Source organism: Oerskovia jenensis, assembly GCF_016907235.1.
Classification (GTDB): Bacteria; Actinomycetota; Actinomycetes; order Actinomycetales; family Cellulomonadaceae; genus Oerskovia; species Oerskovia jenensis.
In genome coordinates this window covers 4,149,035-4,171,761 of record NZ_JAFBBO010000001.1, presented here as the reverse complement: position 1 = coordinate 4,171,761, position 22,727 = coordinate 4,149,035, and the positions used below count along the sequence as shown (strand labels likewise).

Here is a 22,727-nt window from a genome sequence, read left to right as displayed (position 1 = left end):
ACCGTGGCGTGCGAGTGCGACCGGACCATGGGCACACGGGACCAGTGCGCACCGAGCGCACCGACGTTCAAGGGTACGGGAATCTCGGAGGCAGGGTCAAATAGCCGCCGCGCCGCCCCCCGGTCAAGTCGGCGCGCCCGCCGAGACCTCCGTCAGTCGAGGACGAACGTGACCTCGAGGGCCACCTGCCAGGCGACGATCTTCCCGTCCCTGACCTCGACCTTCTGCTCCTTGACCCACGCGCCCGTGAGGTTGCGCAGCGTCTCGCTCGCCCTCTCGATCCCGGTCTTCACCGCGTCGTCGAAGCTCACGTCGGACCGTGCACTGATCTGGGTGATGCGCGCTACCGAGCCGCTCATGACGTCCTCCGCCGTCCGGGGCGGACGCCTCGTCGCGTCCGCGCACCCCTCCACGATCCCCCGCGCGGCATCGGCGCGCCAGCCCTGGCGAAGCGTCCGTGCCGCCGCACCGCACACGGGCGCACCCCTCGCGACGTCAGTGCAGGCGTGTCGCCAGCCCGGCGACGATCACGTCGGCACCGAACCCGAACCGCTCGTCGAAGCCGCCGGCACGTCCCGCGTCGCCGGCGCCACCGACCGCCTGCTCCTCGACGACGAAACCCAGGACGAAGCTGAGCACGGTCCCCCAGGCGTGCGCGGCGTCGTCGGGCGTGAAGCCTGCCGACGTGAGGATGCCCAGCGGGACCTCGACCGCGTCGCGCAGCGCCTCGTCCGTGACGAGGGTCCCGCTGAAGACCCGGGCGCCGTCGCGGTGCGCGAGCAGCATCCGGCGCAGGTTGGTCGCGGAGTCGCGCACGCAGTCCTGCCAGGGAGATCCGGCGAGGACCGCCTCGTCCCAGGACTCCCCCGCCACGAGGTCGCGCAGCATCGTGACGGCCATCTCGTGGAGCAGGTCGGCCTTGCTCGCGACGTGCCAGTAGAGCGCGGGCGCCTTGACGCCGAGGTCCTGGGCGAGCCGGCGCAGGGTCAGGCCGTCGAGCCCGACCTCGTCGAGCAGCGCGAGCGCCGCCCGCACGACCCGCTCCCGATCCAGCCGGTCGGCCATCGCTCGCCCTCCTCCGACGTCGGCGGCCACGAGTCGGCCGCACCCCACCTTGACACCTTAACGATGTTCAGCAACTCTAACGTTGTTAGATTGAACAACGTCAAGGAGAGTCCGATGCGTGTGCTGTTCGTGATCGACCACCCGTACGAGGGCAGCTACAGCCGGGCGCTCGCCGCCGCGGCGATCCGCGGGGCCACGAGCGCCGGGCACGACGTCGACGTGATCGACCTCGACCTCGACGACTTCGACCCCGTGGTCCGACGCGCGGACCTGGGCGCGTGGCGCGAAGGACGGACCGTCGACCCCCGGGCCGCGGAGTACCAGGACCGCCTGGCCGCGGCCGACCACCTCGTCCTCGTGCACCCCGTCTGGTGGGAGGTCATGCCCGCACGCCTCAAGGGGTTCTTCGACAAGGTCCTGGTCCCCGGCTTCGCCTACACCGAGACCCGCGTCGGGACGCTCGAGGGGTTGCTCGGGCTCTCGGGCGTCACGCTCGTGACGACCATGACGACCCCCGGGCCGCTCTACCGCCTGTGGTTCGGCGCCCCCGTGCACCGCGTCGTGGCCCGCGGGGTCTTCGGCCAGCTCGGCGTGCGGCGGGTCCGCTGGGTCAACCACCCGCGCGTCGCCGAGGTCTCCCCCGCCCGGCGCGCGCGCTGGCTCACGGCGCTCGAGCGCCGGTTCGCGAGCCTCCCCGAGCCCTCGGGCCGGGCCCGCGAGCGCGCGGCCCGCCGGAACGCCGCGCGACCGGCGGACGCGCGACCGGTGGACGTGCGAGGTGGCGCCGAGCACGAGCCGGCCGCACGCCCCGCCGCCTGAGGGCCCACGACGCACCCCTGCACGACGAAGGACCCCGGCCGGAGCCGGGGTCCTTCGGTGGTGCGGGGCGGTCGACGGGTCAGGCGTTCGCCTGGCCGTTCGACTCCGCGGCCGCGGCCTGGGCGATCTGCGCACGGACGTCGTCCATGTCGAGACCCTTGACGGCCTCGACGACCTGCTCGAGGGCCGGCGCGGGGAGCGCGCCGGGCTGCGAGAAGACCAGGACGCCCTCGCGGAACGCCATGAGCGTCGGGATCGAGGTGATGTTCGCGGCGGCGGCCAGCGACTGCTCGGCCTCGGTGTCGATCTTGCCGTGCACGACGTCGGGGTGGGTCTCCGAGGACGCCTCGAACACCGGGGCGAACTGGCGGCACGGGCCGCACCACGAGGCCCAGAAGTCCACCAGGACGATGTCGTTGTCCTTGATGGTCTGCTCGAACGTGGCGCCGGTGAGTTCCTGGGTTGCCATGAAGGTCCTTCCTGAGGGGTTCACCAGGTGCAGCAACGGGTTCCCGGGAGGTATTCCCGGCCCGCGGGCGAACATACGCCGGGTTCCTCGCAGCCGCCCGCCGTGGCCAGGGAACCCCGACCTCCACCACGGTGACCCAGGTCACGTCTAGGCTGTGGCGCGTGGAACGCCTCAGGCCGCGCACGATCGCGGGATACGCCATCGGTTCGGTCGGCACGGGCGGGTTCGGCACCCTGCCCGGCCTCATGCTCCTGTACTACCTGACCGACGCGCTCGCCGTGCCCGCCGCGGTCGCGGGCCTGGTCGTCACGGGTGCCAAGGTGTGGGACGTCGTGATCGACCCGTTCATCGGGTACGGCAGCGACCGCGACCTGGCGCGCACGGGCTCACGGCGACGCTTCATGACGATCGGCGCGTGCACGATCCCCGTGTTCTTCGCCCTGACGTTCGCCGTGCCCGCGGGGGCGTCGACCGTGGCGGCCTCGATCTGGGTGCTCGTCGCCTTCCTGCTCGCGGCCACGGCGTTCTCGCTGTTCCAGGTGCCGTACATCGCGCTGCCCGCGGAGATCGCCCCGACGTACGACGAGCGCACGCGCCTCATCAGCTGGCGGGTCGCGACGCTCGCGTTCGCGATCCTGCTGTTCGGCGCGGGCGGCCCGGTGCTGCGCGGGGAGACGAGCTCGTTGTCCGGGTACCTGACGCTCGGTGTGGTCGCAGGGCTGGTCATCGGCGCGGGCATGCTCGTCGCGTCGCGCGTGGCCCCGCGCGGCGCCCGGGCTGCCGGCCCGACGGCGTCGCTCCCCCCGGGTGCGCAGGCGGCCACCTCGGCCGCGGGCGCCTTCCGCATCGCGGTCTCGGAGGCCGTCGCGACGCTGCGCCGCAGCCAGCCCTTCCGGGTCCTGCTCACGGCGTTCGTCCTCCAGGCCCTCGCGACGGGCCTCATGCTCGCGGCCGCGAACTACGTCGCGACCTACGTCCTCGAGTCGACCCTCGCGGTGAGCCTGCTGTTCGCTGCGCTCATCGCACCCGCTCTCCTGGTCATGCCGCTCTGGAACCGGCTCGCGCGCCGGGTCGGCAAGGAGCGCAGCTTCGTCCTCGCGAGCTCGCTGTTCGCGGTCGCGACGCTGTGCATGGTGCCGCTCGCGTGGGCTCCGGGCGCCTGGGTGTACCTGCCGACCGCGCTCGCGGGCATCGGGTACGCGGGCATGCAGGCGCTCCCGCTCGCGATGCTGCCCGACGTGATCGCGCACGACGCCCGCACGGTGCCCACGACGCTCTCGGGGGCAGCGGACCGCGGCGGGGCGTTCAGCGGCGTGTGGACCGCGGGCGAGACGACGGGCATGGCGTTCGGCGCCGGGCTGCTGAGCCTCGTGCAGTGGGTCACGGGCTACCAGTCGTCGAGCGCGGGCTTCACGCCCGAGCAGTCCGCCGCCGCGATCGACGGCATCGCGCTCTCGTTCTCGCTGGTCCCGGCGGTTCTTGTCGCGCTGAGCCTCCTGGCCCTCGTACGCTATCGACTGCGCAGGGGCGACATCGACGTGCCCACCGAGGAGTTCGCCGCGCATGAGCGCCCATGACGCCACCCCTTTGCCCGCACCCCCTGTCCTGCGGACCGCAGGCATCCTCGACCGCCTCGCAGCACTGCGCGCGGCCGACGCCCCGACGCACGGGGGCCGCGTGCTCTCGTACGTCTACGACCCGGACCTGGCCGAGCTCGACGCCCTCGCGGGCGACGCGATCCGCGCGGTCCAACCGCTCAACGCGCTGGACCCCACGACGTTCTCCTCGGTCGCGGTCATGGAGCGCGAGCTCGTGGCCTTCGCGCGCGACATGCTGCACGGGACGGCCGCGCCGGACGCGAGCGGCGTCGTCGGGACCGTGACGTCCGGCGGGACGGAGAGCTGCGTGCTCGCCGTCAAGACCGCCCGGGACGCGTTCCTCGCGGCGCAGCCGCCGCGGGCCGACGGTACGCCGCACACGCTCGCGACGCTGGGCTTCGCGCCCAAGGTCGTGGCGCCGAGCACAGTCCACGCGGCGTTCCACAAGGCCGCGACCTACCTGGGGCTCGAGCTGGTGCTGGTCCCCGTGGACCCCGCGACGTGCCGCGCGGTCCCGGCCGCCGTGGCCGCAGCCGTGGGAGACGGGAGCGACGTCGCGCTCGTCGTCGTCTCGGCGCCGTCCTACCCGCACGGGGTCGTGGACCCGGTCGAGGAGGTCGCGGCGGCCGCGAGCGCCGTGGGCGTCCCGGTCCACGTGGATGCGTGCGTGGGCGGGTGGGTCCTGCCCTTCTGGCCCGACGACGCCGCGCACGTCCCGCTCTTCGACTTCCGCGTGCCGGGGGTCACCTCGATCTCGGCCGACGTCCACAAGTACGGCTACGCCCCCAAGGGCGCCTCGCTCCTGCTCACGCGCGACCGTGACCGCCAGCGCCACCAGCTCTTCGCGACGACGCGCTGGCCGGGGTACCCGGTCGTGAACTCCACGATCATGGGCTCGAAGTCGGCGGGTCCGCTCGCTGCAGCCTGGGCCGTGACGCAGGCCCTGGGCGTGCCGGGCTACCGGGCCGTGACCGCCCGGTGCGCCGTCGCGACGGTCACGCTGCGCGAGGTGCTCGACTCGATCGAGGGCCTGCGCGTCGTCGGCGAGCCCGTGGGGCCGCTCGTGGCGGTCGCGACCGACGAGTCGGCGCCTGCCGACCGCCGGGTCGACCCGCACGTGTGGTCGGACGCCGTCCGTGCGAGCGGGTTCGTGCTCCAGCCGCAGCCCGGGTACACCCAGCCCGACGGCTCGCGCCTGCCGCACACGACGCACCTCACCGTGACCCCCGTGACCGCGGGCGTGGTCGGGGAGCTGGCCGCGGCGCTCACCACGGCCGCGGACACCGCGCGGGGTGTGCCCCGCCCCGACCCGCGGCAGGTCCTGGGCGCGCTGGTCGAGACGATCGCCCCCGGGGTCCCCGCGTCCGAGGCGATCGCGGCCCTGGGTGCGCTCGACTCGCGCGGTGCGTGGGAGCTCGTGCAGGCCGCCGTGCTCGGTGGCCCCGACCGGCGAGGCGGCGACGCGCCCGAGCCGGGCACGGGGCCCATGGCGCCGCTCCTGGCCCTGGTCGAGGCGCTGCCCGCCCCCGTCGCGGAGCGTCTGCTGGTCGAGCTCATCGCGCGGCTCGCCGAGCCCGTGGACGTGGTCGCGACGGGGCACGACGAGGAGCCCGCCGTCTGACTCGTGCGTCCCCGCGGCGGGCGCGCGGGCGGGGAGCCGGGGACCGTGCGGTCCTCGCGCTCCACGCCCGCCGGGTTCAGCGCGAGTCCCCGTCCCGGGTGGTAGAACAGTCAGGTGACGGACACCGCCGACTTCCCGCCCGACGACTTCTCCCGCGAGATCCCCCAGCCCGCCGGGTGGCTGAGCGCGGAGGACCTCGCGGCCGCACGCTCCCACCTGCCGCTCGTCTACGTCGACGCGGTCCCGGTCCGGGTCGACGACTCGGGCGACGTGGTCGCCGTCGGGCTGCTGCTGCGTGTGACACCCGAGGGGCAGATGACCCGCGCGCTCGTGTCGGGGCGCGTGATGTACCACGAGCGCATCCGCGACGCGCTGCTGCGCCACATCGAGAAGGACCTGGGCCCCGTGGCCCTGCCTCACGTCCCGGCGTCCCCGCAGCCCTTCACGGTCGCCGAGTACCTGCCGACGCCCGGCATCACGGGGTACCACGACCCTCGCCAGCACGCGGTCTCGCTCGCGTACGTCGTCCCGGTCTCGGGCGACTGCCAGCCCCAGCAGCAGGCGCTCGAGCTCGCGTGGCTCACGCCCGAGCAGGCGTGCAGCGACCAGGTGCAGCTCGAGATGCACGGTGGCCAGGGCACGCTCCTGCGGCAGGCCATGGCGTACGTCGGCCGCCTGTCGTGACCTCCGCTCCCGTGACGGCGTCGTCGGGCGGGGGCGTGGGTGACCGCCTGCGCGGGCCGACCGCGGCCCGCTGGTGGCACGGCGTCGTCGCGGCCATGGCGCTCGTCGGCGTCGTCTGGGAGCTCTTCGGCACGCTCGGGCGCGGACCGCTCCCGGGCGACACGACGACGGATCTCGTCGTCCACTTCTTCAGCTACTTCACGATCCTGTCGAACGTCCTGGTCGGGGTCACGTGCGTGCTGCTGCTCGCGGACCCGCTGCGGGACGGACGCGTGTTCCGCGTCGCGCGCCTCGACGCGCTGCTGTGCATCGCCGTGACCGGGATCGTCTACAACACCGTCCTCGCGGGGCTCCAGGAGCTGGGCGTCGCCGGGATCTTCACGAACCTGCTGCTGCACCAGGCCGGGCCGCTGCTCGCGGTCGTCGGGTGGCTCGTCGTGGGGCCTCGGCCTCGCATCGACACCGCGACGATCTGGTGGTCGGTCCTCGGGCCGCTCGCGTGGATCGGGTACATCTTCGTGCAGGGTGCGTTCTCGCACTGGTACCCGTACCCGTTCATGGACGTGACCGAGATCGGGTACCCGCAGGCGCTGCTCAACACGGGCGTCGTGGCCGTGGTGTTCCTCCTGCTCGCGGCAGGGCTCGGCTGGGTCGACCGGCACATGAGACGTGCCCCCTCGCCCTCGGCCGTGGGGCGCTGACGGCGGACAGGGCCGGGCCGGCCCGTTGCTGCCCCCGGACCCCTCGCGCGCCTCGCGCGTCCCGCCCCCGTCACCCTGCCGCAGCGGTAGCGTGACGCCATGTCGAAGACGTCCAAGAAGTCGAGCACGACGAAGAAGTCGAAGAAGAAGTCTGAGAAGGCCGAGGGCCTGCCCCGCGAGGTCTACGAGGCCGAGCTGTTCCGGCTGCAGGCCGAGCTCGTCAGGCTCCAGCAGTGGACCCAGGCCACCGGCGCGCGCGTCGTCGTGATCTTCGAGGGGCGCGACGCCGCCGGCAAGGGGGGCGTGATCAAGCGCATCACGCAGTACCTGAGCCCTCGCGTCGTGCGCATCGCCGCCCTGCCGACGCCGACCGAGCGCGAACGCTCCGAGTGGTACTACCAGCGCTACATCGCCCACCTGCCCGCGGCGGGCGAGATCGTGCTGTTCGACCGGTCCTGGTACAACCGGGCGGGCGTCGAGAAGGTCATGGGCTTCTGCACCCCGCAGGAGTACGACCGCTTCATGGCGCAGACCCCCGTCTTCGAGCAGATGCTCATCGACGACGGGATCATCCTGCGCAAGTACTGGTTCTCGGTCTCGGACGGCGAGCAGCTCAAGCGCTTCCGCTCCCGGCTGTCCGACCCGGTGCGCCAGTGGAAGCTGAGCCCCATGGACCTCGAGTCGATCCACCGCTGGGAGGACTACTCGCGGGCCAAGGACGAGATGATGGCGCACACCGACGTGCCCGCCAGCCCGTGGTTCGTGGTCGAGTCGGACTCCAAGAAGAACGCGCGGCTCAACATGATCTCGCACCTGCTCTCGACGATCGGCTACGTCGACGTGCCGCACGACAAGGTCGTGCTGCCCGATCGCCCGCCCGCGTCGGGCGACTACGTGCGTCCTCCGCGCGAGCTCGCGAACTACGTCCCGGACCACGTGGCCCAGCTCCTGGGCGACCCCGAGAACGGGTTCTGAGACGCCCCGGGCCTAGAGCTCGAGCGTGGGCCAGTCCGCGAAGTCCTCGCGCATCCTGCGGTCGTGCGTCGCGACGACCACGGCCGCAGGCGTGACGCGCAGCGCCTGGGTCAGCTCGTCGACCAGGTCGATCGAGAGGTGGTTGGTCGGCTCGTCGAGCAGCAGGACGTGCGGCACCGCGAGCAGCGCGCGGGCCAGGTCGAAGCGGCGCCGCTGCCCCGCGGACAGCTCGCGCAGCGGCCGGTCCAGGTCCTCCTCGGTCAGCAGCCCCAGGAACGCGACGGGCACCAGGTAGTCCGGGTCGAGCGTGCCCGCCGAGAGCAGGTCGAGCGCCTCCTGCGCGTACTCCTCGAAGCCCGTCCGTTCCTCGGCACCCGCCGGCAGCGACGGCCCCTCCTGCGCGACGATCCCGACGCGCACCCCGTCGGCGACCGTCCTGGTTCCCCGGTCGAGGCCGATCGTGCCCGCGAGCGCCGCGAGGAGGGTCGACTTGCCCGAGCCGTTCGGCCCCGTGATGAGCAGCCGGCCCGACGGCGGGATCGCGATGCGCGTCCCGGGCAGGTCGAGCCGTGCCCCTGGCAGGGCCGGCCCCGTGGCGGCGGCGCCGTCGGGCAGGGTCTGCGGTGCGGCACCCGGGCCGGCGTCCACGCGCGGGCTGCGCACCTCGAGCAGCGGGGTGTCGGGCGACCAGCCGGGAGACATGGCCAGCAGGTCCGGGAAGCGCAGCTCGAGCGGCGGGACCGGGACCTCGACGGCCTCGGCCTCGAGCTTCTGCACGAGGCGGTCCGCGGCCTTGACGTGGATGCGCGCGTGCGTCGCGCGCCGGTGCTTCTGGCTGCCCTTGGCGGGACGCCACTCGTCGGACAGCCCCTCGTAGGAGGCGTCGAGGCGCTCGGCGAGCTTCTCGGCGCGCTTGCGCTCGGCCCGGTAGCGCTGACGCCACCGGTGCAGGGCCTGGTTCTTGGCGAACCGGTAGGCGAGGTAGCCGGGCTGCCCGTACAGGACGGGCTTGCCGTCCATCGCGGGGTCCAGGTCGAGGATCTCGGTCGCGACGTCGTCGAGCAGCTGGCGGTCGTGCGTGACCATGACGATCCCACCGCCCCACGCCACGATCTCGCCCGTGAGGAAGTCGATGCCGCTCGTGTCGAGGTGGTTGGTCGGCTCGTCGAGCAGCAGCAGGTCGCTGCGCTCGGCCAGGCGGCACGCGAGGCGCACACGGTAGCGCTCGCCCACCGAGAGCGTCGAGAGCTCGCGCTGCGGGTCGCGGCACGCACCGAGCCGGGAGAGCGCGACCTCGACGCGCCGGTCCGCGTCCCACACCGCCAGGTGCTCGGCGCGGGCCAGGACGTCCGAGAGCTCGGCGAGGTTGCCGTGCTCGTGGTCGAAGTCGCGCGTCACGGCGTCGAGCTCGGCCCCCACGGCGCGCACCGTCGCGAGGCTGTCGTGGATCAGGTCCCCGACCGTCTGCCCGGGCAGCGGCACGAGCTCCTGCTCCACGACGGCGAGCGAGCCCTGGCGGCGCACCTCGCCCCCGCTCGGGGCGAGCTCCCCGGCCAGGACGCCCAGGAGCGTCGACTTGCCCGTGCCGTTCTCGCCGACCACGCCGAGTCGCGTGCCGGCGCCCACGCGCAGCGAGACGCCCGACAGGACGGGGCGTCCGGGGTAGGAGAAGGAGAGGTCGTCGACAGCCAGGTGCACAGGTCAACCCTAGGGGCAGTCGCCGAGGAGGTGGCTCACGCGCGCTGGCGACCGGCCCGTCGTGCGCGCGGCGCGGGCGGACCCGGGGACACGACCGGTCGCCGTCCCGGCTCGTGGACGCGGCACGTGCGCCACCTGGCGGTGGGCCGCGCCCGCGCTGCCCTCCGGTAGCGTCGTGGCCATGACCTCGCCGTCCTCTGCCGCCCCCACCACGTCCCGTCCGGCCGTCCGGCCCGGCATCGTCGCCCTCGCCGTCGTGCTCGACGTCGTCGCCGTCCTCGCGTTCGCGGCCGGCGGTCGGGCGACGCACTCGGCGGACAGCCCGCTGGCTGCCGTCCTGACGATCGCGTGGCCGTTCCTCGTCGGGCTGGCGGTCGGATGGGTCCTGCTTCGCGCCTGGCGCTCGCCGCTCACGGCCTGGCCGACCGGGCTGGTCCTGTGGGTCACGACGTGGGTCGTGGGGATGGCCCTGCGCTGGGCCACGGGCGAGGGCCTCGCGACCGCGTTCCTCGTGGTGTCCGCGGGCTTCCTGCTCGCGACGCTCGTGGGCTGGCGGCTCGTCGCGCTCCTGGTGCTCAGGCTCCGCGGCGGGCGGCAGGGCTGAGCGGCCGCCCCTCCAGCAGCGTCGTGTCAGAACGAGCGTGACCTCGAGGTCACGCTCGTTCTGACAGCTCGGTCACGCTGACGGCTCAAGCGGACTCGGCGGCCTGAGGCTCGTCGATCCCGACGCCCGTGAGCACCGCGACGACCAGTGGGGCGAGCGCACGGAACGCCTGGCCGCGGTGGCTGATCGCGTTCTTCTCCGCGGCCGACAGCTCGGCGGCTGACCGGGTCTCGCCGTCGGGCAGGAGGATCGGGTCGTAGCCGAAGCCGCCCGCGCCGCGCGGGGCGCTCAGGAGCGTCCCGCGCATCTCTCCCGTGCGCACCCACTCGCCACCGTCCGGCGTCACGAGCGCGGCCGCGCACACGAAGCCCGCCGCACGGTGCTCCGCCGGGACGTCACCGAGCTGCGCGAGCAGCAGGTCGAGGTTCGCCCGGTCGTCGCCGTGCCGGCCGGACCAGCGCGCGGAGAAGATCCCCGGTGCACCGCCCAGGACGTCGACCGCGAGACCCGAGTCGTCGGCCACGGCCGGCAGACCGGTCGCCGCGGCCAGCGCGCGGGCCTTGATGAGCGCGTTCTCGGCGAACGTCACGCCGTCCTCGACGGGCTCCGGCGCGCCGACCTCGCGCGCCGAGACCACGGCCTCCGGCGGCAGGTCCAGGCCGGGCTGCGCGGCCAGGATCGCACGGAGCTCGGTGAGCTTGCCCACGTTGTGGGTCGCCAGGACGAGGCGGGCCCCCGCGGGGACGCTCACGCCGGAACCAGCGCTCACCGCGACGCCTCGTCGAGCGCGAGCTGCTGGATGATCGCGAGCTCGGACGTGCCGCGCAGCGCGAGGTCCAGCAGCACGTCGAGCTCGGTGCGGTTGAACGGCGCGTGCTCGGCCGTGCCCTGCACCTCGACGAAGTCGCCCGAGCCCGTGACCACGACGTTCATGTCGGTGTCCGCGCGCACGTCCTCGACGTAGGGCAGGTCGAGCATGGGGGTGCCGTCGATGATGCCGACGCTCACCGCGGAGACCGAGTCCGTGAGGACCTTCTTGCCCCCCTTGATCGCCCCGTGCTTCTTGCCCCACGTCACGGCGTCCGCGAGCGCGACGTACGCGCCCGTGATCGCCGCGGTGCGCGTGCCGCCGTCGGCCTGCAGGACGTCGCAGTCGAGCACGATCGTGTTCTCGCCGAGCGCCGACACGTCGATGACCGCGCGCAGCGAGCGCCCGATGAGACGAGAGATCTCGTGCGTGCGCCCGCCGATGCGCCCCTTGACGGACTCACGGTCGCTGCGGGTGCTGGTCGCGCGCGGCAGCATCGAGTACTCGGCCGTGACCCAGCCCTGCCCCGAGCCCTTGCGCCAGCGCGGCACACCCTCCGTGAACGAGGCCGCGCACAGCACGCGCGTGCGCCCGAACTCGACGAGCACGCTGCCCTCGGCGGCGTCGAGCCAGTTCCGGGTGATCGTGACGGGGCGGAGCTCGTCGGGCGTGCGGCCGTCCGCGCGGACGGTCTGGGAGGTGGAGGCTGAAGTCATGGAGCCAGCCTATCCGGGCCTCAGAGCGTGAAGACCCGACCCGTCGCCGCGAGGTCGACCGGCCCGGCGTAGACCGCCGTGGCCTCGTCGCGCGCGGCCTGCTTGTCGTTCCAGGCCGGCAGGTGCGTCAGGACGAGCCGCCTGGCGCCGGCCGCCGTCGCGACCTCGCCCGCGCGCCTGCCCGTCAGGTGGATGCCGCGGTCGACCGCGTCGTCCCGCCCCTCCTGGAACGCGGCCTCGGCCAGCAGGAGGTCGGCGTCGCGCGCGAGCTCGACGACCGCGTCGCACGCGTCGGTGTCGCCGGTGTAGGCGAGCGTGACGCGCTCGCCCGGGACCAGGCTGGAGGGCCCCGTGACCCGCACGCCGTAGGCCTCGACGGGGTGGTAGACCCGGAACGGCTCGATCTCGAGAGGTCCCACGGTCACGACCTGGCCCGGTTCCCAGGTCTCGAACGTGAACTGGGACTCCATGGACTCCCCCGCCTCGAGGCCGTAGGCCGCTCCGATGCGCTCGGCGGTGTTCGACGGCCCCCAGACCGGCAGGGCACCCACGGCGGGCTCGTCGTTGGGTCGCACCGGCGGCGCCGCGGACGTCGCCGCCGCCCTGTCCGGGTGGTACTTCAGGTAGACGTACAGCCCGCAGACGTCGACGAAGTGGTCGGGATGCAGGTGGGACAGGCCGATCGCGTCGAGCCGGCGCGGGTCGACGAAACGCTGCAGGGCGCCGAGCGCGCCGTTGCCCATGTCGAGCAGGAGGTTCCACTCGCGCCCGTCCGGTGAGACGTCGTCGGGCACCTGGACGAGGTACGACGAGGCCGGGGAGTCAGGGCCCGCGAACGAGCCCGAGGAGCCGACGACGACCAGGCGCATCAGACGGCCTCCACGAGCGAGACCTCGGGCCCGAGGAAGCGGCGCGCGAGCTGGTCGAACGGCTCGGCGCTGCCCGTCGCCCGGAACCGGTGCGCCGGGGCGCCCGCCTCGCGCGAGCGCTCCAGGCCGTGCGCGACGAGCGTGCGGTACACGTCCTTCGCGGTCTCCTCGGCGCTCGAGACGAGCGTGACCTCGTCACCCATGACGTAGGAGATCGCCCCCGCGAGGAGCGGGTAGTGCGTGCAGCCGAGCACGAGCGTGTCCACGCCGGCTGCCCGGACCGGCGCGAGGTACTCGTGCGCGATCTCGAGCACCTCCGGCCCCGACGTCACGCCCGCCTCGACGAGACGCACGAACTCGGGGCACGCCTGCGACGTGAGCCGCAGGCCGGGGGCGACCGCGAACGCGTCGTCGTACGCACGGGACTCGATGGTCCCCCGCGTCCCGATGACACCGATGTTGCCCGTCCGGGTCGCGGCCACCGCGCGCCGCGCGGCAGGCAGGATCACCTCGATCACGGGCATCCCGTAGCGCGCCGTGTAGCGCTCGCGAGCGTCGCGCAGCACCGCGGACGACGCCGTGTTGCACGCGATGACGAGCATCTTGACGCCCTCGTCGACCAGCTGGTCCATGATCGAGAGCGCCATGGCGCGCACCGCGGCGAGCGGCTTGGGTCCGTACGGGCTGTTCGCGGTGTCACCGATGTACAGCAGCGACTCGTTCGGCAGCTGGTCGAGGATCGAGCGGGCGACCGTGAGGCCCCCGACTCCCGAGTCGAAGATGCCGATGGGTGCGTCGTTCACGGTGACGAGCCTAGTGCCGGGGCGCCGGAAAGGGAGATCGCGCCGGCCGCACGGGCCTGTGGGACCGACCACAGGGCCGTCCCGGGCGCCGTGCGGACGGGTCGGCGGCGGGGCGGCGGGCGGCCTGGCGGGGTGGTGGCGGGGTGGTCGCGGGGCCGCGGGCGTCCCGGCGGGGCCGCGGGCGTCCCGGCGGCAGGCGGCAGGCGGCACCGGAGCGTCCCGGCGGGGCGGCGGGCGGGCACGACGAAGGGCGCCGCGCTCGTGCGCGACGCCCTTCGTCCGGCTCCCGGGTCGCCGCCGTCAGGCGGCGACCCGGGGCGCCTAGACCCTCGCCTTGCCCCGTCCGATCAGCCCCACCACGAGGCTGACGACGAGCACGATGATGCCGAGCCAGATCAGGAACTTCGCTGCTTCGACCGCCACACCGAACACGAGCAGTACGACTCCGACGAGCAGGATGATGAGCCACGTAGGCATGGTGTCCCTCTTTCTCTCGGCCGGGACGCGGACGCCCCGGTTCAACCAGGACAATCGTGGCACCACTTCACCCTCCTCGCATCTTGACACAAATCTAGCGAGAGGCTTATAAGCGTGATAGATGAGCGCGGGCGCAGCCCGGCACGATCAGCGAGCGGTCCGGCGCACCTCGGCGAGCATCAGCTCGACCAACGACTCCTGCAACCATCCCGAGAGCAGGAACACGCTCGCCAGGAAGCGCCGTGCGGCGTCCGGGGCCTCCTCCGGGGGCTCGACCCCCGACTCCTCACGCGCCAGGACCTCGTCGTGCAGGTCCTCGACCTGGTCGTCGGTGCGCAGGTCCAGACGCTCCGCGAGGACGACCCGGATGTCGGTCAGGGCTCCCGCGACGCGACGCGCGTCGTCGGGCCGGACGATGAGCGGCGTCAACGCCTCCGCGTCCTGCGGGTCGCCTGCGAGCAGCAGGTCCGCGAGGAGGAGCAGCCGTCGGGCCTTCTCCGCCACGAGGTCGCCCTGGGTGAACCGACGGAACTCCGCCGACACCTCGCCGTCCTCGCGCGAGGCGTCCGGCAGGAGCCGGCGCACCGCCGGGTCCGTGGGGGCCTGCACGTCCTCCGCGGGCGCCGACAGCGGCGCGACGCCCTCGATCCGGGCCCCCTCGGGGTCCTCGTGCGGGACGGTCCCCGTCTGCTCCTGCAAGAGCTCGACGACGTCGCCCACCACGTGCGCGAGCACGAGGCGTTCCGAGGCGCTCAGCTCCGCGACGTACCCGCGCCGCGCGCGCCGGAACGGCCGCACTACTCCCCGCTCCGCTGCATCGTGGCCCACAGCCCGAACTCGTGCATCGCCTGCACGTCCACCTCGACCTTCTCCCTGCCGCCCGACGAGACGACGGCCCGCCCCTCCTGGTGCACCTGCAGCATGAGGGTCCTCGCCTTCTGCTGGCTGAACCCGAAGTAGCTCTCGAAGACGTACGTCACGTAGCTCATGAGGTTCACCGGGTCGTTCCACACCAGAGTCACCCAGGTGTCGGCGAGGGAAAGTCCCTCCCGCGTGTCGATCTCCTCGTCGAGGCGGGGCCCCGCGGTCGCCGTTCCAGTCACTCCCCCACTCTATGGGGTGGGTGAGCTCTGGCCACGCCGTGTCCACCGCCTGCCCCACGGGTCCACCGCCTGTCCCCGGCGGGGAGACGGACCCGGACCGCGCCCGCCGGTGGCCCGTGACCACCCGAGCGCCACCCTCTGCTCTAGGTTGAGCACATGAGTCCCGCAGACCACCCGGGCACAGGCGCCCCGGCCGCTCACCCCGCCCCCTACGCCCCGTCCACGCAGACCTCGCTGCTCACGGACCGTTACGAGCTCACCATGCTGCAGGCAGCGCTCGCCGACGGCACCGCCGACCGGCACTGCCTGTTCGAGGTCTTCACGCGACGGCTGCCCGCCGGTCGGCGCTACGGCGTGCTCGCCGGCACCGGGCGTGTCCTGGAGTCGCTCGCGACGTTCCGCTTCACCGACCTCGAGCTCTCCTGGCTCCAGGAGGCCCGCGTCGTCGACGACCGCACGCTCGACTACCTCGCGGGCTACCGGTTCACCGGCTCCATCACCGGCTACGCCGAGGGTGACGTGTTCTTCCCCCAGTCCCCCGTGATGGTCGTCGAAGGCACGTTCGCGGAGGCCGTGCTGCTCGAGACCCTGGTCCTGTCGATCCTCAACTACGACTCCGCGGTTGCGTCGGCGGCCTCCCGCATGACGAGCGCCGCCGTCGAGCGCCCCTGCCTCGAGATGGGCTCACGCCGGGCGAGCGAGACCGCGGCCGTCGCCGCAGCCCGTGCGGCCGCGGTCGCGGGCTTCGCCGGGACGTCGAACCTCGAGGCGGGTCGCCGGTACGGGATCGCCACGATCGGCACCGCCGCGCACGCGTTCACGCTCCTGCACGACGACGAACGATCTGCCTTCGCGTCGCAGGTCGCCTCGCTCGGCGTCGGCACGACGCTCCTCGTCGACACCTACGACGTGCGCCAGGGCGTCAAGAACGCGGTCGCCGTCGCGGGCACGGAGCTCGGCGCCGTCCGCCTCGACTCGGGCGACCTGGGCATCCAGGCGGTCGAGGTCCGCAAGCAGCTCGACGGCCTCGGCGCGACCGGCACCCGCATCACGGTCACGTCCGACCTCGACGAGTACGCGATCGCCGCGCTCGCGGCTGCCCCGGTCGACTCCTACGGCGTGGGCACCTCGCTCGTGACCGGCTCGGGCGCCCCGACCTGCGGCATGGTCTACAAGCTCGTCGCCCGGTCCGACGCCGACGGCGTCCTGCAGCCCGTCGCCAAGGCCTCGACGCTCAAGACGAGCACCGGAGGCCGCAAGTCCGCAGCACGCCAGTACGGGGAGGACGGCAGGGCCGTCGCCGAGGTCCTCGTCACCGGACCCGACGACGCCGTAGCCCTCTGGGAGCCCGGCGACGACGAGGACCTGCGCCCCCTGCACGTCCCCCTCGTGCTCGACGGCGCCGTCGACTCCCGCTGGATCGGCGCCTACGGGGTCCACAACGCCGCGCGGCGGCACGCCGAGGCACGGGCCGAGCTGCCCCGTGGTGCGCGACGCCTCTCCGCGGGAGACCCCGCGCTGCCGACCCTGACCCGCACGCTCGGCTGAGGGCGGCCTCTCGCCCCGACGGTGCGCGTCGCCGTCTCCGGGTCGGACGCCGCGGACGAGCGGGACGGGCGCCCTCCGCTCCCCCGTGGATCCTGGTCGTCAGGGACTGGTCCCCCCGTCGCGCAGACGCCGAGGGCCCGCACGCTCGTCGAGCGTGCGGGCCCTCGGCCGTCGCGGCACACGAGACGCCGCGCCGGCGGCCACTACTTCTTGCCGACGAACCAGCCTCGGAGCACCGCGACGCGTGCGTCGAGCTGGGCGACGGTCGCGAGCGGAACCTCGGGCCCCCCGCAGCGGCGGCGCAGCTCGGTGTGCACCGTGCCGTGCGGCTGACCGCTGCGGCGCGCCCAGGCCCCGACCAGCTGTGAGAGCTCCTTGCGCAGCTCGGCGGCACGCCGGTGGTCGAGCTCGCTGCGATCGACCTCGGCCGCCCGCGACTTCTTGGACCGGGCCGACATCTGGTCGGCCTGCCGCTGGCGCAGCAGACTCGTCACCTGGTCCGCGTCGAGCAGGCCCGGGAGCCCCAGGAAGTCCTGCTCCTCGTCCGAGCCGATGTCCGCCTCCGTGCCGAACTCGCCCCCGTCGAAGAGCACGCGGTCGAACGACGCCTGCGCCTCGAGCGCCTGGAAGGAGCCCTGCATACCGTCGGCGAGATCGTCGGACGCCTTGTCCTCGCGGTTGGCGGCCGCCATGAGGGCGTCCTCGGGGTTGTACATGTCCCCTTGCTCCTCGGCCGTGAGCGGTCGGTCGAGCGCGTGGTCGCGCTCGAGCTCCAGACCGTTCGCGAGCGCCAGCAGGTGAGGCACGCTGGGCAGGAACACCGACGCCGTCTCGCCCCGCTTGCGGGCGCGGACGAATCGACCGACCGCCTGCGCGAAGAACAAGGGCGTGGCGGTCGACGTCGCGTAGACGCCCACCGCGAGCCGCGGCACGTCGACCCCCTCCGAGACCATCCGGACCGCGACCATCCACCGGCCGTCGCCGTCCGAGAACTCGTCGATGCGACCGCTCGCACCGTCGTCGTCGGACAGGACGACCGTCGGAGACCTGCCCGTGATCCGCGCCAGGTGACCGGCGTAGGCGCGCGCGTCGGTCTGGTCCGTCGCGATCACCAGCCCCCCCGCGTCGGGGATCGCCCGACGGACCTCGGTCAGACGCTTGTCCGCCGCCGCGAGCACCGACGGGATCCACTCACCGTCCGGGTCGAGAGCCGTGCGCCACGCCTGGCCCGTCATGTCCTTGGTCAACGCCTCACCGAGCCGGGCACTGACCTCGTCTCCCGACTTGGTGCGCCAGCGCATCTGCCCCGAGTACGACAGGAAGATCACGGGGCGCACCACGTGGTCGCGCAACGCGTCGCCATAGCCGTACGTGTAGTCCGCGGCCGACCGACGGATGCCGTCGGCCCCCCGCTCGTACGTCACGAACGGGATCGCCGCCGTGTCCGAGCGGAACGGCGTGCCGGTCAGCGCAAGTCGACGGGTCGCGGGCTCGAACGCGTCCCGGACAGCCTCGCCCCAGGACAGGGCGTCGCCACCGTGATGGACCTCGTCGAGGATCACCAAGGTCCGCTCCGCCTCGGTCCGAGCGGTGTGCAGCGCGGGCTTGGCCGCCACCTGGGCGTAGGTGAGCGCGACACCGTCGTAGCTCGAACCGTGCCGACCCTGGCTGTTGCGGAAGTTCGGGTCGATGCGGACGCCCACGCGCGCGGCAGCGTCCGCCCACTGGTGCTTGAGGTGCTCCGTGGGGGCGACGACCGTCACGCGTCGTACGACCCCCTGCTCCAGGAGCTCGGTGGCGACCCGCAGCGCGAACGTCGTCTTGCCTGCTCCCGGGGTAGCGACGGCAAGGAAGTCACGCGGCGAACGGGTGCGGTAGAGATCGAGCGCCTCGGCCTGCCAGGCACGCAGCTTGGAGGCGGTGCCCCACGGGGCACGTCGAGGAAACGCCGGCGACAGGTGCGACGCAGCGGCGGAGGACGCCCCCAACGGTGCCGAGGGGGGAAGGTTCACGGGTGGGCGAGCGGACGAGTTCGAGAGAGGCTGCCCACTCACTTGCCGGAATCACCCTCGCCGTCCTGCGGGGCGCGAAGGCCGTCGTAGATCTCCTTGCACGTGGGGCACACGGGGAACTTGTTGGGATCACGCCCCGGCACCCAGACCTTGCCGCAGAGCGCGATGACGGGCTTGCCGGACAGCGCCGACTGCATGATCTTCTCCTTGCGCACGTAGTGCGCAAAACGCTCGTGGTCCCCGGGCTCGACCTCCGCCGTGGTCTCCGTGCGCTCGAGGACGCTCGTCGACGTCCCGCTGCTCGGGTCACTGTCCGGGACGATCGGTTCCGGTCCCGACGGGCTGCCTGCCGCCGGTCCGTTCGTGGGGAGGGTCAAGGGTTCGATCATGATCTCGAGTCTACGTCGGGGAAGGAGAAACCCGTCGGCTCCGACCAGGGGCGTGATCGGAACCGACGGGCGGCTGTGGGTCGGGCCGGGAGGGCCCGCCGGGGCGGACGGGTCAGAGACCCTGCCACTCCGGCTTCGAGAGGAACGTCTGGCGGTAGTAGTCACCGAGCTGCAGGCGCGAGGCCGCGGCGTCGTCCACCAGGACGGTCGCGTGCGGGTGCATCTGCATGACCGTCGCGGGCCACATCGCGGAGACCGGACCCTCGACGAGCTGGTGGACGGCCTCCGCCTTGCCCTTGCCCGAGGCGAGGAGCACGAGGTGCTTGGCCGACATGATGGTCGCCAGGCCCTGCGTGAGGCAGTGCTGCGGCACCTGCGCGAGGTCGTCGCCGAAGAAGCGGGCGTTGTCCTCACGCGTCTGCGCGGTCAGCGTCTTGATGCGCGTCCGCGACGCGAGGGACGAGCCCGGCTCGTTGAACGCGATGTGACCGTCCGTGCCGATCCCCAGGATCTGCAGGTCGACACCCCCGGCGTCGACGATCTTGCGCTCGTAGTCGGCGCACGCCGCGACCAGGTCGTCCGCGCCTCCGTCGGGCCCCTGCACGGCGCCCTGGGAGAAGTCGACGCGCGAGGCGATCTCCTTCTCGATGACGTTGCGGTAGCGCTCCGGGTGGTCCTCCGCGATCCCGACGTACTCGTCGAGCATGAAGGCCTTCGCCTGGGCGAAGGACAGCCCTTCCTCGGTGTGGCGGCGGACGAGCTCGTCGTACACCTTGAGCGGGCTCGACCCGGTCGCCAGACCGAGCACCGCGCTCGGCTTGGCACGAAGCAGCTTGTCGATCGCCTCTGCGGCGAGTACCGCGAGCTGATCGGCGGGCGCAATCACAACTTCCATCAGGACACCTTCCTACGGCCGGCGATGGCTGCTCCCACCGCGGCAACGGGCACATCGCTGGGCGCCAGGGAGACACGCTTCTCCAGCTCCAGCGAGGACAAGAACGGCGACGTGCTCGCCTGGGCCACGAGGGCCTCCTGCACGGCGTCGAGGAGCGGCTGGCCGAGACCGGTCACGCCACCTCCGAGGACGACGTGCCGGACGTCGACCGTCAGCTCGAGGATACGGACTGCGCTCGCCACTGCGGCGGCGAACTCGCCCTTGATCCTGAGGGCTTCGGGGTTTCCGGCGGCGGCCGCCTCGAAGAGCTCGAGCGGTGCCGGGCGGCCGGACTGCGAGGGCCAGCGGGCGCTGAGCGCGGTGCCCGAGGCATACGTCTCGACACAACCACGCTGTCCGCACGCGCACAGGGGACCGTCGGGGTTGATCGGGATGTGGCCGATCTCACCGGCGGCACCGCTCACGCCGCGACGGAGCCGGCCCCCCAGCACGATGCCGGCCGCGAGTCCCGTGCCGAGCGCCAGGAACGCCAGGTCCTGACCGTCGGCGCCCATCGCGTGCGACGCACCCAGCGCCGCGACGTTCAGGTCGTTGTCGACGTCCACCGGGATGCCCCCGAAGATCGCCGACAGCTCGTGGGCGAGCGCGAACGGCTCCCCTTCGATCCCCAGGTTCACCGCGTGCATGACCGACCCGCTCTGCGGGTCGACGAGCCCTGGGACACCGAGGCCCAGTCCCGCGAGCGCGGCGGGCTCGAGGCCCGCCGCGTCCGTCAGGGACCGGACGGCCCGGGCAGCACTGGAGACCACACCCTGCGGGCCCCGAACGGTCGGCAGCTTGACCGACCCCTCGATCGAGCCGTCCGGTCCGAGCAGGACGCCGAGGACCTTCGTTCCTCCGACGTCCAGACCGACCGAGTGGCCGCCGGGCAGGGCGGCTGCCTCGCCGAGCGACGAGGCAGCCGTTGTCACCTCACTCACGTCAGCCCTTCACCGCACCCGAGACCAGGCCACCGGTCATGCGTCCCTGGACGATCAGGAAGAAGACGACGACGGGGATCGCGATGAGCACCGATCCGGCCATCAGCCCACCCCAGTTCGTCGCCTGGGTCGCCTGCTGGAAGGTCCGCAGCCACAGCGGGAGCGTCATCGACTCGGGACGCGTCATGATGATCAGCGCCATCACGAACTCGTTCCAGGCCTGGATGAACGCGAAGACACCGGTGGCCACGAGCCCAGGAGCCAGCAGCGGGAAGGTGATCCGCCAGAAGGCCTTGGAGCGCGAGCAGCCGTCGATCATGGCCGCCTCCTCGAGCTCGGCCGGGACGCCTGCGACGAACCCACGAAGGGTCCAGATCGTGAAGGGCAGCACGCCCGACAGGTAGACGATGCCCAGGCCGATGATCGAGTTGAGCAGCTGCCAGCCGTCGATGATCCGGAAGATCGAGATCATCATGGCCTCGCCCGGGATCATCTGCACCGCGAGGATCGCGATGATGAACGCCTTGCGGCCCTTGAAGTTGAACCGGGTCACGGCGAGCGACGCCATGAAGGCCAGGACCATCGAGATCACGAGCACGAAGAACGTGACCATGATCGAGTTGCCCATCGCGGGCAGGAAGGGCGCGCGCTCCTGGTTGAAGATCGCGTCCTGGTAGTTGTCGAGCGTGAAGCTCGAGCCCGGGAAGAACGTCAGGTCCTTGTTGCGGATGAGGTTCGTTGGGAGGAACGACGAGTTGATCATCCAGTAGACCGGGAAGACCGAGCAGAGGAAGACGACGACGGCGATCACGCTGTAGATCGCGTTCGAGACCTTCTTGCGCTGCCCCTCGCGGGTCTTGCGCGGTCCGCTCCCAGCCGACGTGGGTACCGACGACGCCGTCCCGGCGACGGTCGGGTTGAGGGTGCTCACAGCTGTTCCTCCTTGACGGTCTGGCGCACGTAGTAGAACGAGATCCCCATCATGATGAACACGAGGATCACCGCGATGGCGCTGGCGGCGCCGTAGTGCCCCTGCGCCATACCCATCTGGTAGATGTACACACCGATGGTGTTGGTCTTCTCCGCGATACCGCCGATGCCCTGCAGGGCGAAGATCTGTGTGAAGACGCGCAGGTCCCAGATGATCGACAGGATGATGAGCACCACGATGATGCTGCGCACGTAGGGCACCATGATGAGGCGGAAGCGCTGGGCCGGGCTCGCGCCGTCGAGCGACGCAGCCTCGAGCACCTCGCCGGGGACCTGGGTGAGGCCCGCGTACATCGTGAACGCGACGAACGGAACGCCCTGCCAGACGATGATGAGCGTGGCGACCAGGAAGAACATCCAGGGGTTGATGAGCCACGAGTGACCCATCCAGTTGTCCCCGGTGATCTTCGTGAGGATGTTGTTCACGACGCCGTACTGGGTGTCGAAGATCCAGCCCCACACGATGACCGCGGCCAGTGCGGGCATGGCCCACGCCAGCAGGAGTCCGACCGACACGAGCAGACGGAAGAACTTGTTGAGCCGCATCATGAGGAGGGCCAGCAGGATGCCGATGACCATGGTCAGGACGACACAGACCACCATGAAGGCGAAGCTGCGAGCCAGGACCGTCCAGAACACCGGGTCGGCCAGGGTGTCGGTGTAGTTCTTGAAGCCGACCCATTCAGCAGGCACGCCCATGAGCTGGGCGCGCTCGTACTTCTGGAACGACATGATGAAGAGGTTGGCCAGCGGGTAGCCGACCATGATGCCCAGGACCAGGAGGCTGGGGGCCAGCAACAGCCACGGCAGCTTGGCCGACGGCTTCTTCGGGGGCTTGAGAGTGTCCTTCAGCTCGACCGCTGGGGACGACTCGAGGGTGGATGAGCTCATTTTCTCACTCCG

General features: G+C 72.4%; 25 protein-coding genes. 8 read left to right on the top strand and 17 right to left on the bottom strand.

Annotation, left to right across the window (positions count from 1 at the left end; all coding sequences use genetic code 11):
• Window positions 1-152: 152 nt before the first annotated feature.
• Window positions 153-359, bottom strand: coding sequence for a dodecin family protein (locus JOD49_RS18610; RefSeq protein WP_056651409.1), 207 nt, complete (start codon window positions 357-359; stop codon window positions 153-155).
• Between the two features lie 136 nt (window positions 360-495).
• Entirely contained in the window at window positions 496-1,065 is a 570-nt protein-coding gene (locus JOD49_RS18605) for a TetR/AcrR family transcriptional regulator C-terminal domain-containing protein (protein WP_205308479.1), read from the bottom strand.
• 63 nt (window positions 1,066-1,128) lie between these two features.
• Between JOD49_RS18605 and JOD49_RS18600 the strand changes: the two genes are divergently transcribed.
• Entirely contained in the window at window positions 1,129-1,884 is a 756-nt protein-coding gene (locus JOD49_RS18600) for an NAD(P)H-dependent oxidoreductase (protein ID WP_205308478.1), read from the top strand.
• Between the two features lie 79 nt (window positions 1,885-1,963).
• On the opposite strand, the gene trxA is transcribed toward JOD49_RS18600, so the two are convergent.
• The gene (trxA, locus tag JOD49_RS18595) at window positions 1,964-2,353 is read right to left on the bottom strand and encodes a thioredoxin (RefSeq protein ID WP_205308477.1); all 390 of its coding nucleotides are present in this window, start codon (window positions 2,351-2,353) and stop codon (window positions 1,964-1,966) included.
• 161 nt (window positions 2,354-2,514) lie between these two features.
• Between trxA and JOD49_RS18590 the strand changes: the two genes are divergently transcribed.
• The 5 genes from JOD49_RS18590 (at window position 2,515) to ppk2 (ending at window position 7,932) form a co-directional block, all read left to right on the top strand.
• Entirely contained in the window at window positions 2,515-3,930 is a 1,416-nt protein-coding gene (locus JOD49_RS18590) for an MFS transporter (RefSeq protein WP_307822643.1), read from the top strand.
• Window positions 3,917-5,572 (top strand): pyridoxal phosphate-dependent decarboxylase family protein, encoded by a 1,656-nt coding sequence (locus tag JOD49_RS18585; RefSeq protein ID WP_205308476.1) that lies wholly within the window; start codon window positions 3,917-3,919, stop codon window positions 5,570-5,572. Before JOD49_RS18590 ends, JOD49_RS18585 begins: the two co-directional genes overlap by 14 nt.
• A 114-nt stretch (window positions 5,573-5,686) precedes the next feature.
• A complete protein-coding gene (locus tag JOD49_RS18580; RefSeq protein WP_191788895.1) occupies window positions 5,687-6,256 on the top strand; it encodes an NUDIX hydrolase family protein in 570 nt (189 codons plus the stop codon).
• Window positions 6,253-6,957, top strand: coding sequence for a Pr6Pr family membrane protein (locus JOD49_RS18575; protein ID WP_307822642.1), 705 nt, complete (start codon window positions 6,253-6,255; stop codon window positions 6,955-6,957). The genes JOD49_RS18580 and JOD49_RS18575 overlap by 4 nt, the downstream gene beginning before the upstream one ends.
• 99 nt (window positions 6,958-7,056) lie before the next feature.
• Entirely contained in the window at window positions 7,057-7,932 is an 876-nt protein-coding gene (ppk2, locus tag JOD49_RS18570) for a polyphosphate kinase 2 (RefSeq protein ID WP_205308475.1), read from the top strand.
• 12 nt (window positions 7,933-7,944) lie between these two features.
• On the opposite strand, the gene JOD49_RS18565 is transcribed toward ppk2, so the two are convergent.
• Window positions 7,945-9,630 carry an ABC-F family ATP-binding cassette domain-containing protein gene (locus JOD49_RS18565; protein WP_205308474.1) on the bottom strand — a complete coding sequence of 562 codons (1,686 nt, stop codon included), beginning with the start codon at window positions 9,628-9,630 and terminating at the stop codon, window positions 7,945-7,947.
• A gap of 181 nt (window positions 9,631-9,811) precedes the next feature.
• Here JOD49_RS18565 and JOD49_RS18560 point away from each other — a divergent pair, with 181 nt between their 5' ends.
• Entirely contained in the window at window positions 9,812-10,234 is a 423-nt protein-coding gene (locus JOD49_RS18560; RefSeq protein ID WP_205308473.1) for a DUF3054 domain-containing protein, read from the top strand.
• Between the two features lie 85 nt (window positions 10,235-10,319).
• Here the strand turns inward: JOD49_RS18560 and rdgB are convergent, their stop codons facing one another.
• The 7 genes from rdgB to clpS form a co-directional block, all read right to left on the bottom strand.
• Window positions 10,320-10,985: an RdgB/HAM1 family non-canonical purine NTP pyrophosphatase gene (rdgB, locus tag JOD49_RS18555; RefSeq protein ID WP_205309095.1), complete on the bottom strand. Its 666-nt coding sequence runs from the start codon at window positions 10,983-10,985 to the stop codon at window positions 10,320-10,322.
• A gap of 14 nt (window positions 10,986-10,999) precedes the next feature.
• Window positions 11,000-11,758 carry a ribonuclease PH gene (gene rph, locus JOD49_RS18550; protein WP_191788891.1) on the bottom strand — a complete coding sequence of 253 codons (759 nt, stop codon included), beginning with the start codon at window positions 11,756-11,758 and terminating at the stop codon, window positions 11,000-11,002.
• Between the two features lie 20 nt (window positions 11,759-11,778).
• Window positions 11,779-12,627, bottom strand: coding sequence for an MBL fold metallo-hydrolase (locus tag JOD49_RS18545; protein WP_205308472.1), 849 nt, complete (start codon window positions 12,625-12,627; stop codon window positions 11,779-11,781).
• The gene (gene murI / locus JOD49_RS18540; RefSeq protein WP_191788889.1) at window positions 12,627-13,430 is read right to left on the bottom strand and encodes a glutamate racemase; all 804 of its coding nucleotides are present in this window, start codon (window positions 13,428-13,430) and stop codon (window positions 12,627-12,629) included. The genes JOD49_RS18545 and murI overlap by 1 nt, the downstream gene beginning before the upstream one ends.
• A gap of 321 nt (window positions 13,431-13,751) precedes the next feature.
• Complete coding sequence (locus JOD49_RS18535) at window positions 13,752-13,907, bottom strand: hypothetical protein (protein ID WP_164984102.1); 156 nt, start codon at window positions 13,905-13,907, stop codon at window positions 13,752-13,754.
• 147 nt (window positions 13,908-14,054) lie between these two features.
• On the bottom strand, window positions 14,055-14,735 hold the full coding sequence (locus JOD49_RS18530; protein WP_307822640.1) for a DUF2017 family protein: 681 nt from the start codon (window positions 14,733-14,735) through the stop codon (window positions 14,055-14,057).
• The gene (gene clpS, locus JOD49_RS18525; RefSeq protein WP_307822704.1) at window positions 14,705-14,968 is read right to left on the bottom strand and encodes an ATP-dependent Clp protease adapter ClpS; all 264 of its coding nucleotides are present in this window, start codon (window positions 14,966-14,968) and stop codon (window positions 14,705-14,707) included. The genes JOD49_RS18530 and clpS overlap by 31 nt, the downstream gene beginning before the upstream one ends.
• 198 nt (window positions 14,969-15,166) lie before the next feature.
• Between clpS and JOD49_RS18520 the strand changes: the two genes are divergently transcribed.
• Entirely contained in the window at window positions 15,167-16,558 is a 1,392-nt protein-coding gene (locus JOD49_RS18520) for a nicotinate phosphoribosyltransferase (protein WP_205308470.1), read from the top strand.
• Window positions 16,559-16,761: 203 nt separating this feature from the next.
• On the opposite strand, the gene JOD49_RS18515 is transcribed toward JOD49_RS18520, so the two are convergent.
• The 6 genes from JOD49_RS18515 to JOD49_RS18490 all read right to left on the bottom strand — a co-directional run bounded on the left by JOD49_RS18515 (window position 16,762) and on the right by JOD49_RS18490 (window position 22,715).
• Window positions 16,762-18,570, bottom strand: coding sequence for a DEAD/DEAH box helicase (locus JOD49_RS18515; protein ID WP_205308469.1), 1,809 nt, complete (start codon window positions 18,568-18,570; stop codon window positions 16,762-16,764).
• Window positions 18,571-18,608: 38 nt separating this feature from the next.
• Entirely contained in the window at window positions 18,609-18,959 is a 351-nt protein-coding gene (locus JOD49_RS18510) for a DUF3039 domain-containing protein (RefSeq protein ID WP_138823974.1), read from the bottom strand.
• Between the two features lie 112 nt (window positions 18,960-19,071).
• Window positions 19,072-19,854 carry a glucosamine-6-phosphate deaminase gene (gene nagB, locus JOD49_RS18505; protein ID WP_205308468.1) on the bottom strand — a complete coding sequence of 261 codons (783 nt, stop codon included), beginning with the start codon at window positions 19,852-19,854 and terminating at the stop codon, window positions 19,072-19,074.
• Window positions 19,854-20,834, bottom strand: coding sequence for an ROK family protein (locus tag JOD49_RS18500; protein WP_307822639.1), 981 nt, complete (start codon window positions 20,832-20,834; stop codon window positions 19,854-19,856). The genes nagB and JOD49_RS18500 overlap by 1 nt, the downstream gene beginning before the upstream one ends.
• Window position 20,835: 1 nt before the next feature.
• Complete coding sequence (locus JOD49_RS18495) at window positions 20,836-21,765, bottom strand: carbohydrate ABC transporter permease (protein WP_372441341.1); 930 nt, start codon at window positions 21,763-21,765, stop codon at window positions 20,836-20,838.
• The gene (locus JOD49_RS18490) at window positions 21,762-22,715 is read right to left on the bottom strand and encodes a carbohydrate ABC transporter permease (protein WP_205308467.1); all 954 of its coding nucleotides are present in this window, start codon (window positions 22,713-22,715) and stop codon (window positions 21,762-21,764) included. The genes JOD49_RS18495 and JOD49_RS18490 overlap by 4 nt, the downstream gene beginning before the upstream one ends.
• Window positions 22,716-22,727 lie beyond the last annotated feature (12 nt).

Bases quoted from the DNA above. Each gene is read 5' to 3' on its own strand.
- JOD49_RS18585 (WP_205308476.1), top strand. From the start codon at position 3,917: ATGAGCGCCCATGACGCCACCCCTTTGCCCGCACCCCCTGTCCTGCGG.
- JOD49_RS18560 (WP_205308473.1), top strand. From the start codon at position 9,812: ATGACCTCGCCGTCCTCTGCCGCCCCCACCACGTCCCGTCCGGCCGTC.
- JOD49_RS18520 (WP_205308470.1), top strand. From the start codon at position 15,167: ATGAGTCCCGCAGACCACCCGGGCACAGGCGCCCCGGCCGCTCACCCC.
- JOD49_RS18535 (WP_164984102.1), bottom strand. From the start codon at position 13,907: ATGCCTACGTGGCTCATCATCCTGCTCGTCGGAGTCGTACTGCTCGTG.
- nagB (WP_205308468.1), bottom strand. From the start codon at position 19,854: ATGGAAGTTGTGATTGCGCCCGCCGATCAGCTCGCGGTACTCGCCGCA.
- JOD49_RS18600 (WP_205308478.1), top strand. From the start codon at position 1,129: ATGTTCAGCAACTCTAACGTTGTTAGATTGAACAACGTCAAGGAGAGT.
- JOD49_RS18490 (WP_205308467.1), bottom strand. From the start codon at position 22,715: ATGAGCTCATCCACCCTCGAGTCGTCCCCAGCGGTCGAGCTGAAGGAC.
- JOD49_RS18610 (WP_056651409.1), bottom strand. From the start codon at position 359: ATGAGCGGCTCGGTAGCGCGCATCACCCAGATCAGTGCACGGTCCGAC.
- trxA (WP_205308477.1), bottom strand. From the start codon at position 2,353: ATGGCAACCCAGGAACTCACCGGCGCCACGTTCGAGCAGACCATCAAG.
- JOD49_RS18545 (WP_205308472.1), bottom strand. From the start codon at position 12,627: ATGCGCCTGGTCGTCGTCGGCTCCTCGGGCTCGTTCGCGGGCCCTGAC.
- JOD49_RS18605 (WP_205308479.1), bottom strand. From the start codon at position 1,065: ATGGCCGACCGGCTGGATCGGGAGCGGGTCGTGCGGGCGGCGCTCGCG.
- rph (WP_191788891.1), bottom strand. From the start codon at position 11,758: ATGACTTCAGCCTCCACCTCCCAGACCGTCCGCGCGGACGGCCGCACG.
- ppk2 (WP_205308475.1), top strand. From the start codon at position 7,057: ATGTCGAAGACGTCCAAGAAGTCGAGCACGACGAAGAAGTCGAAGAAG.
- JOD49_RS18510 (WP_138823974.1), bottom strand. From the start codon at position 18,959: ATGATCGAACCCTTGACCCTCCCCACGAACGGACCGGCGGCAGGCAGC.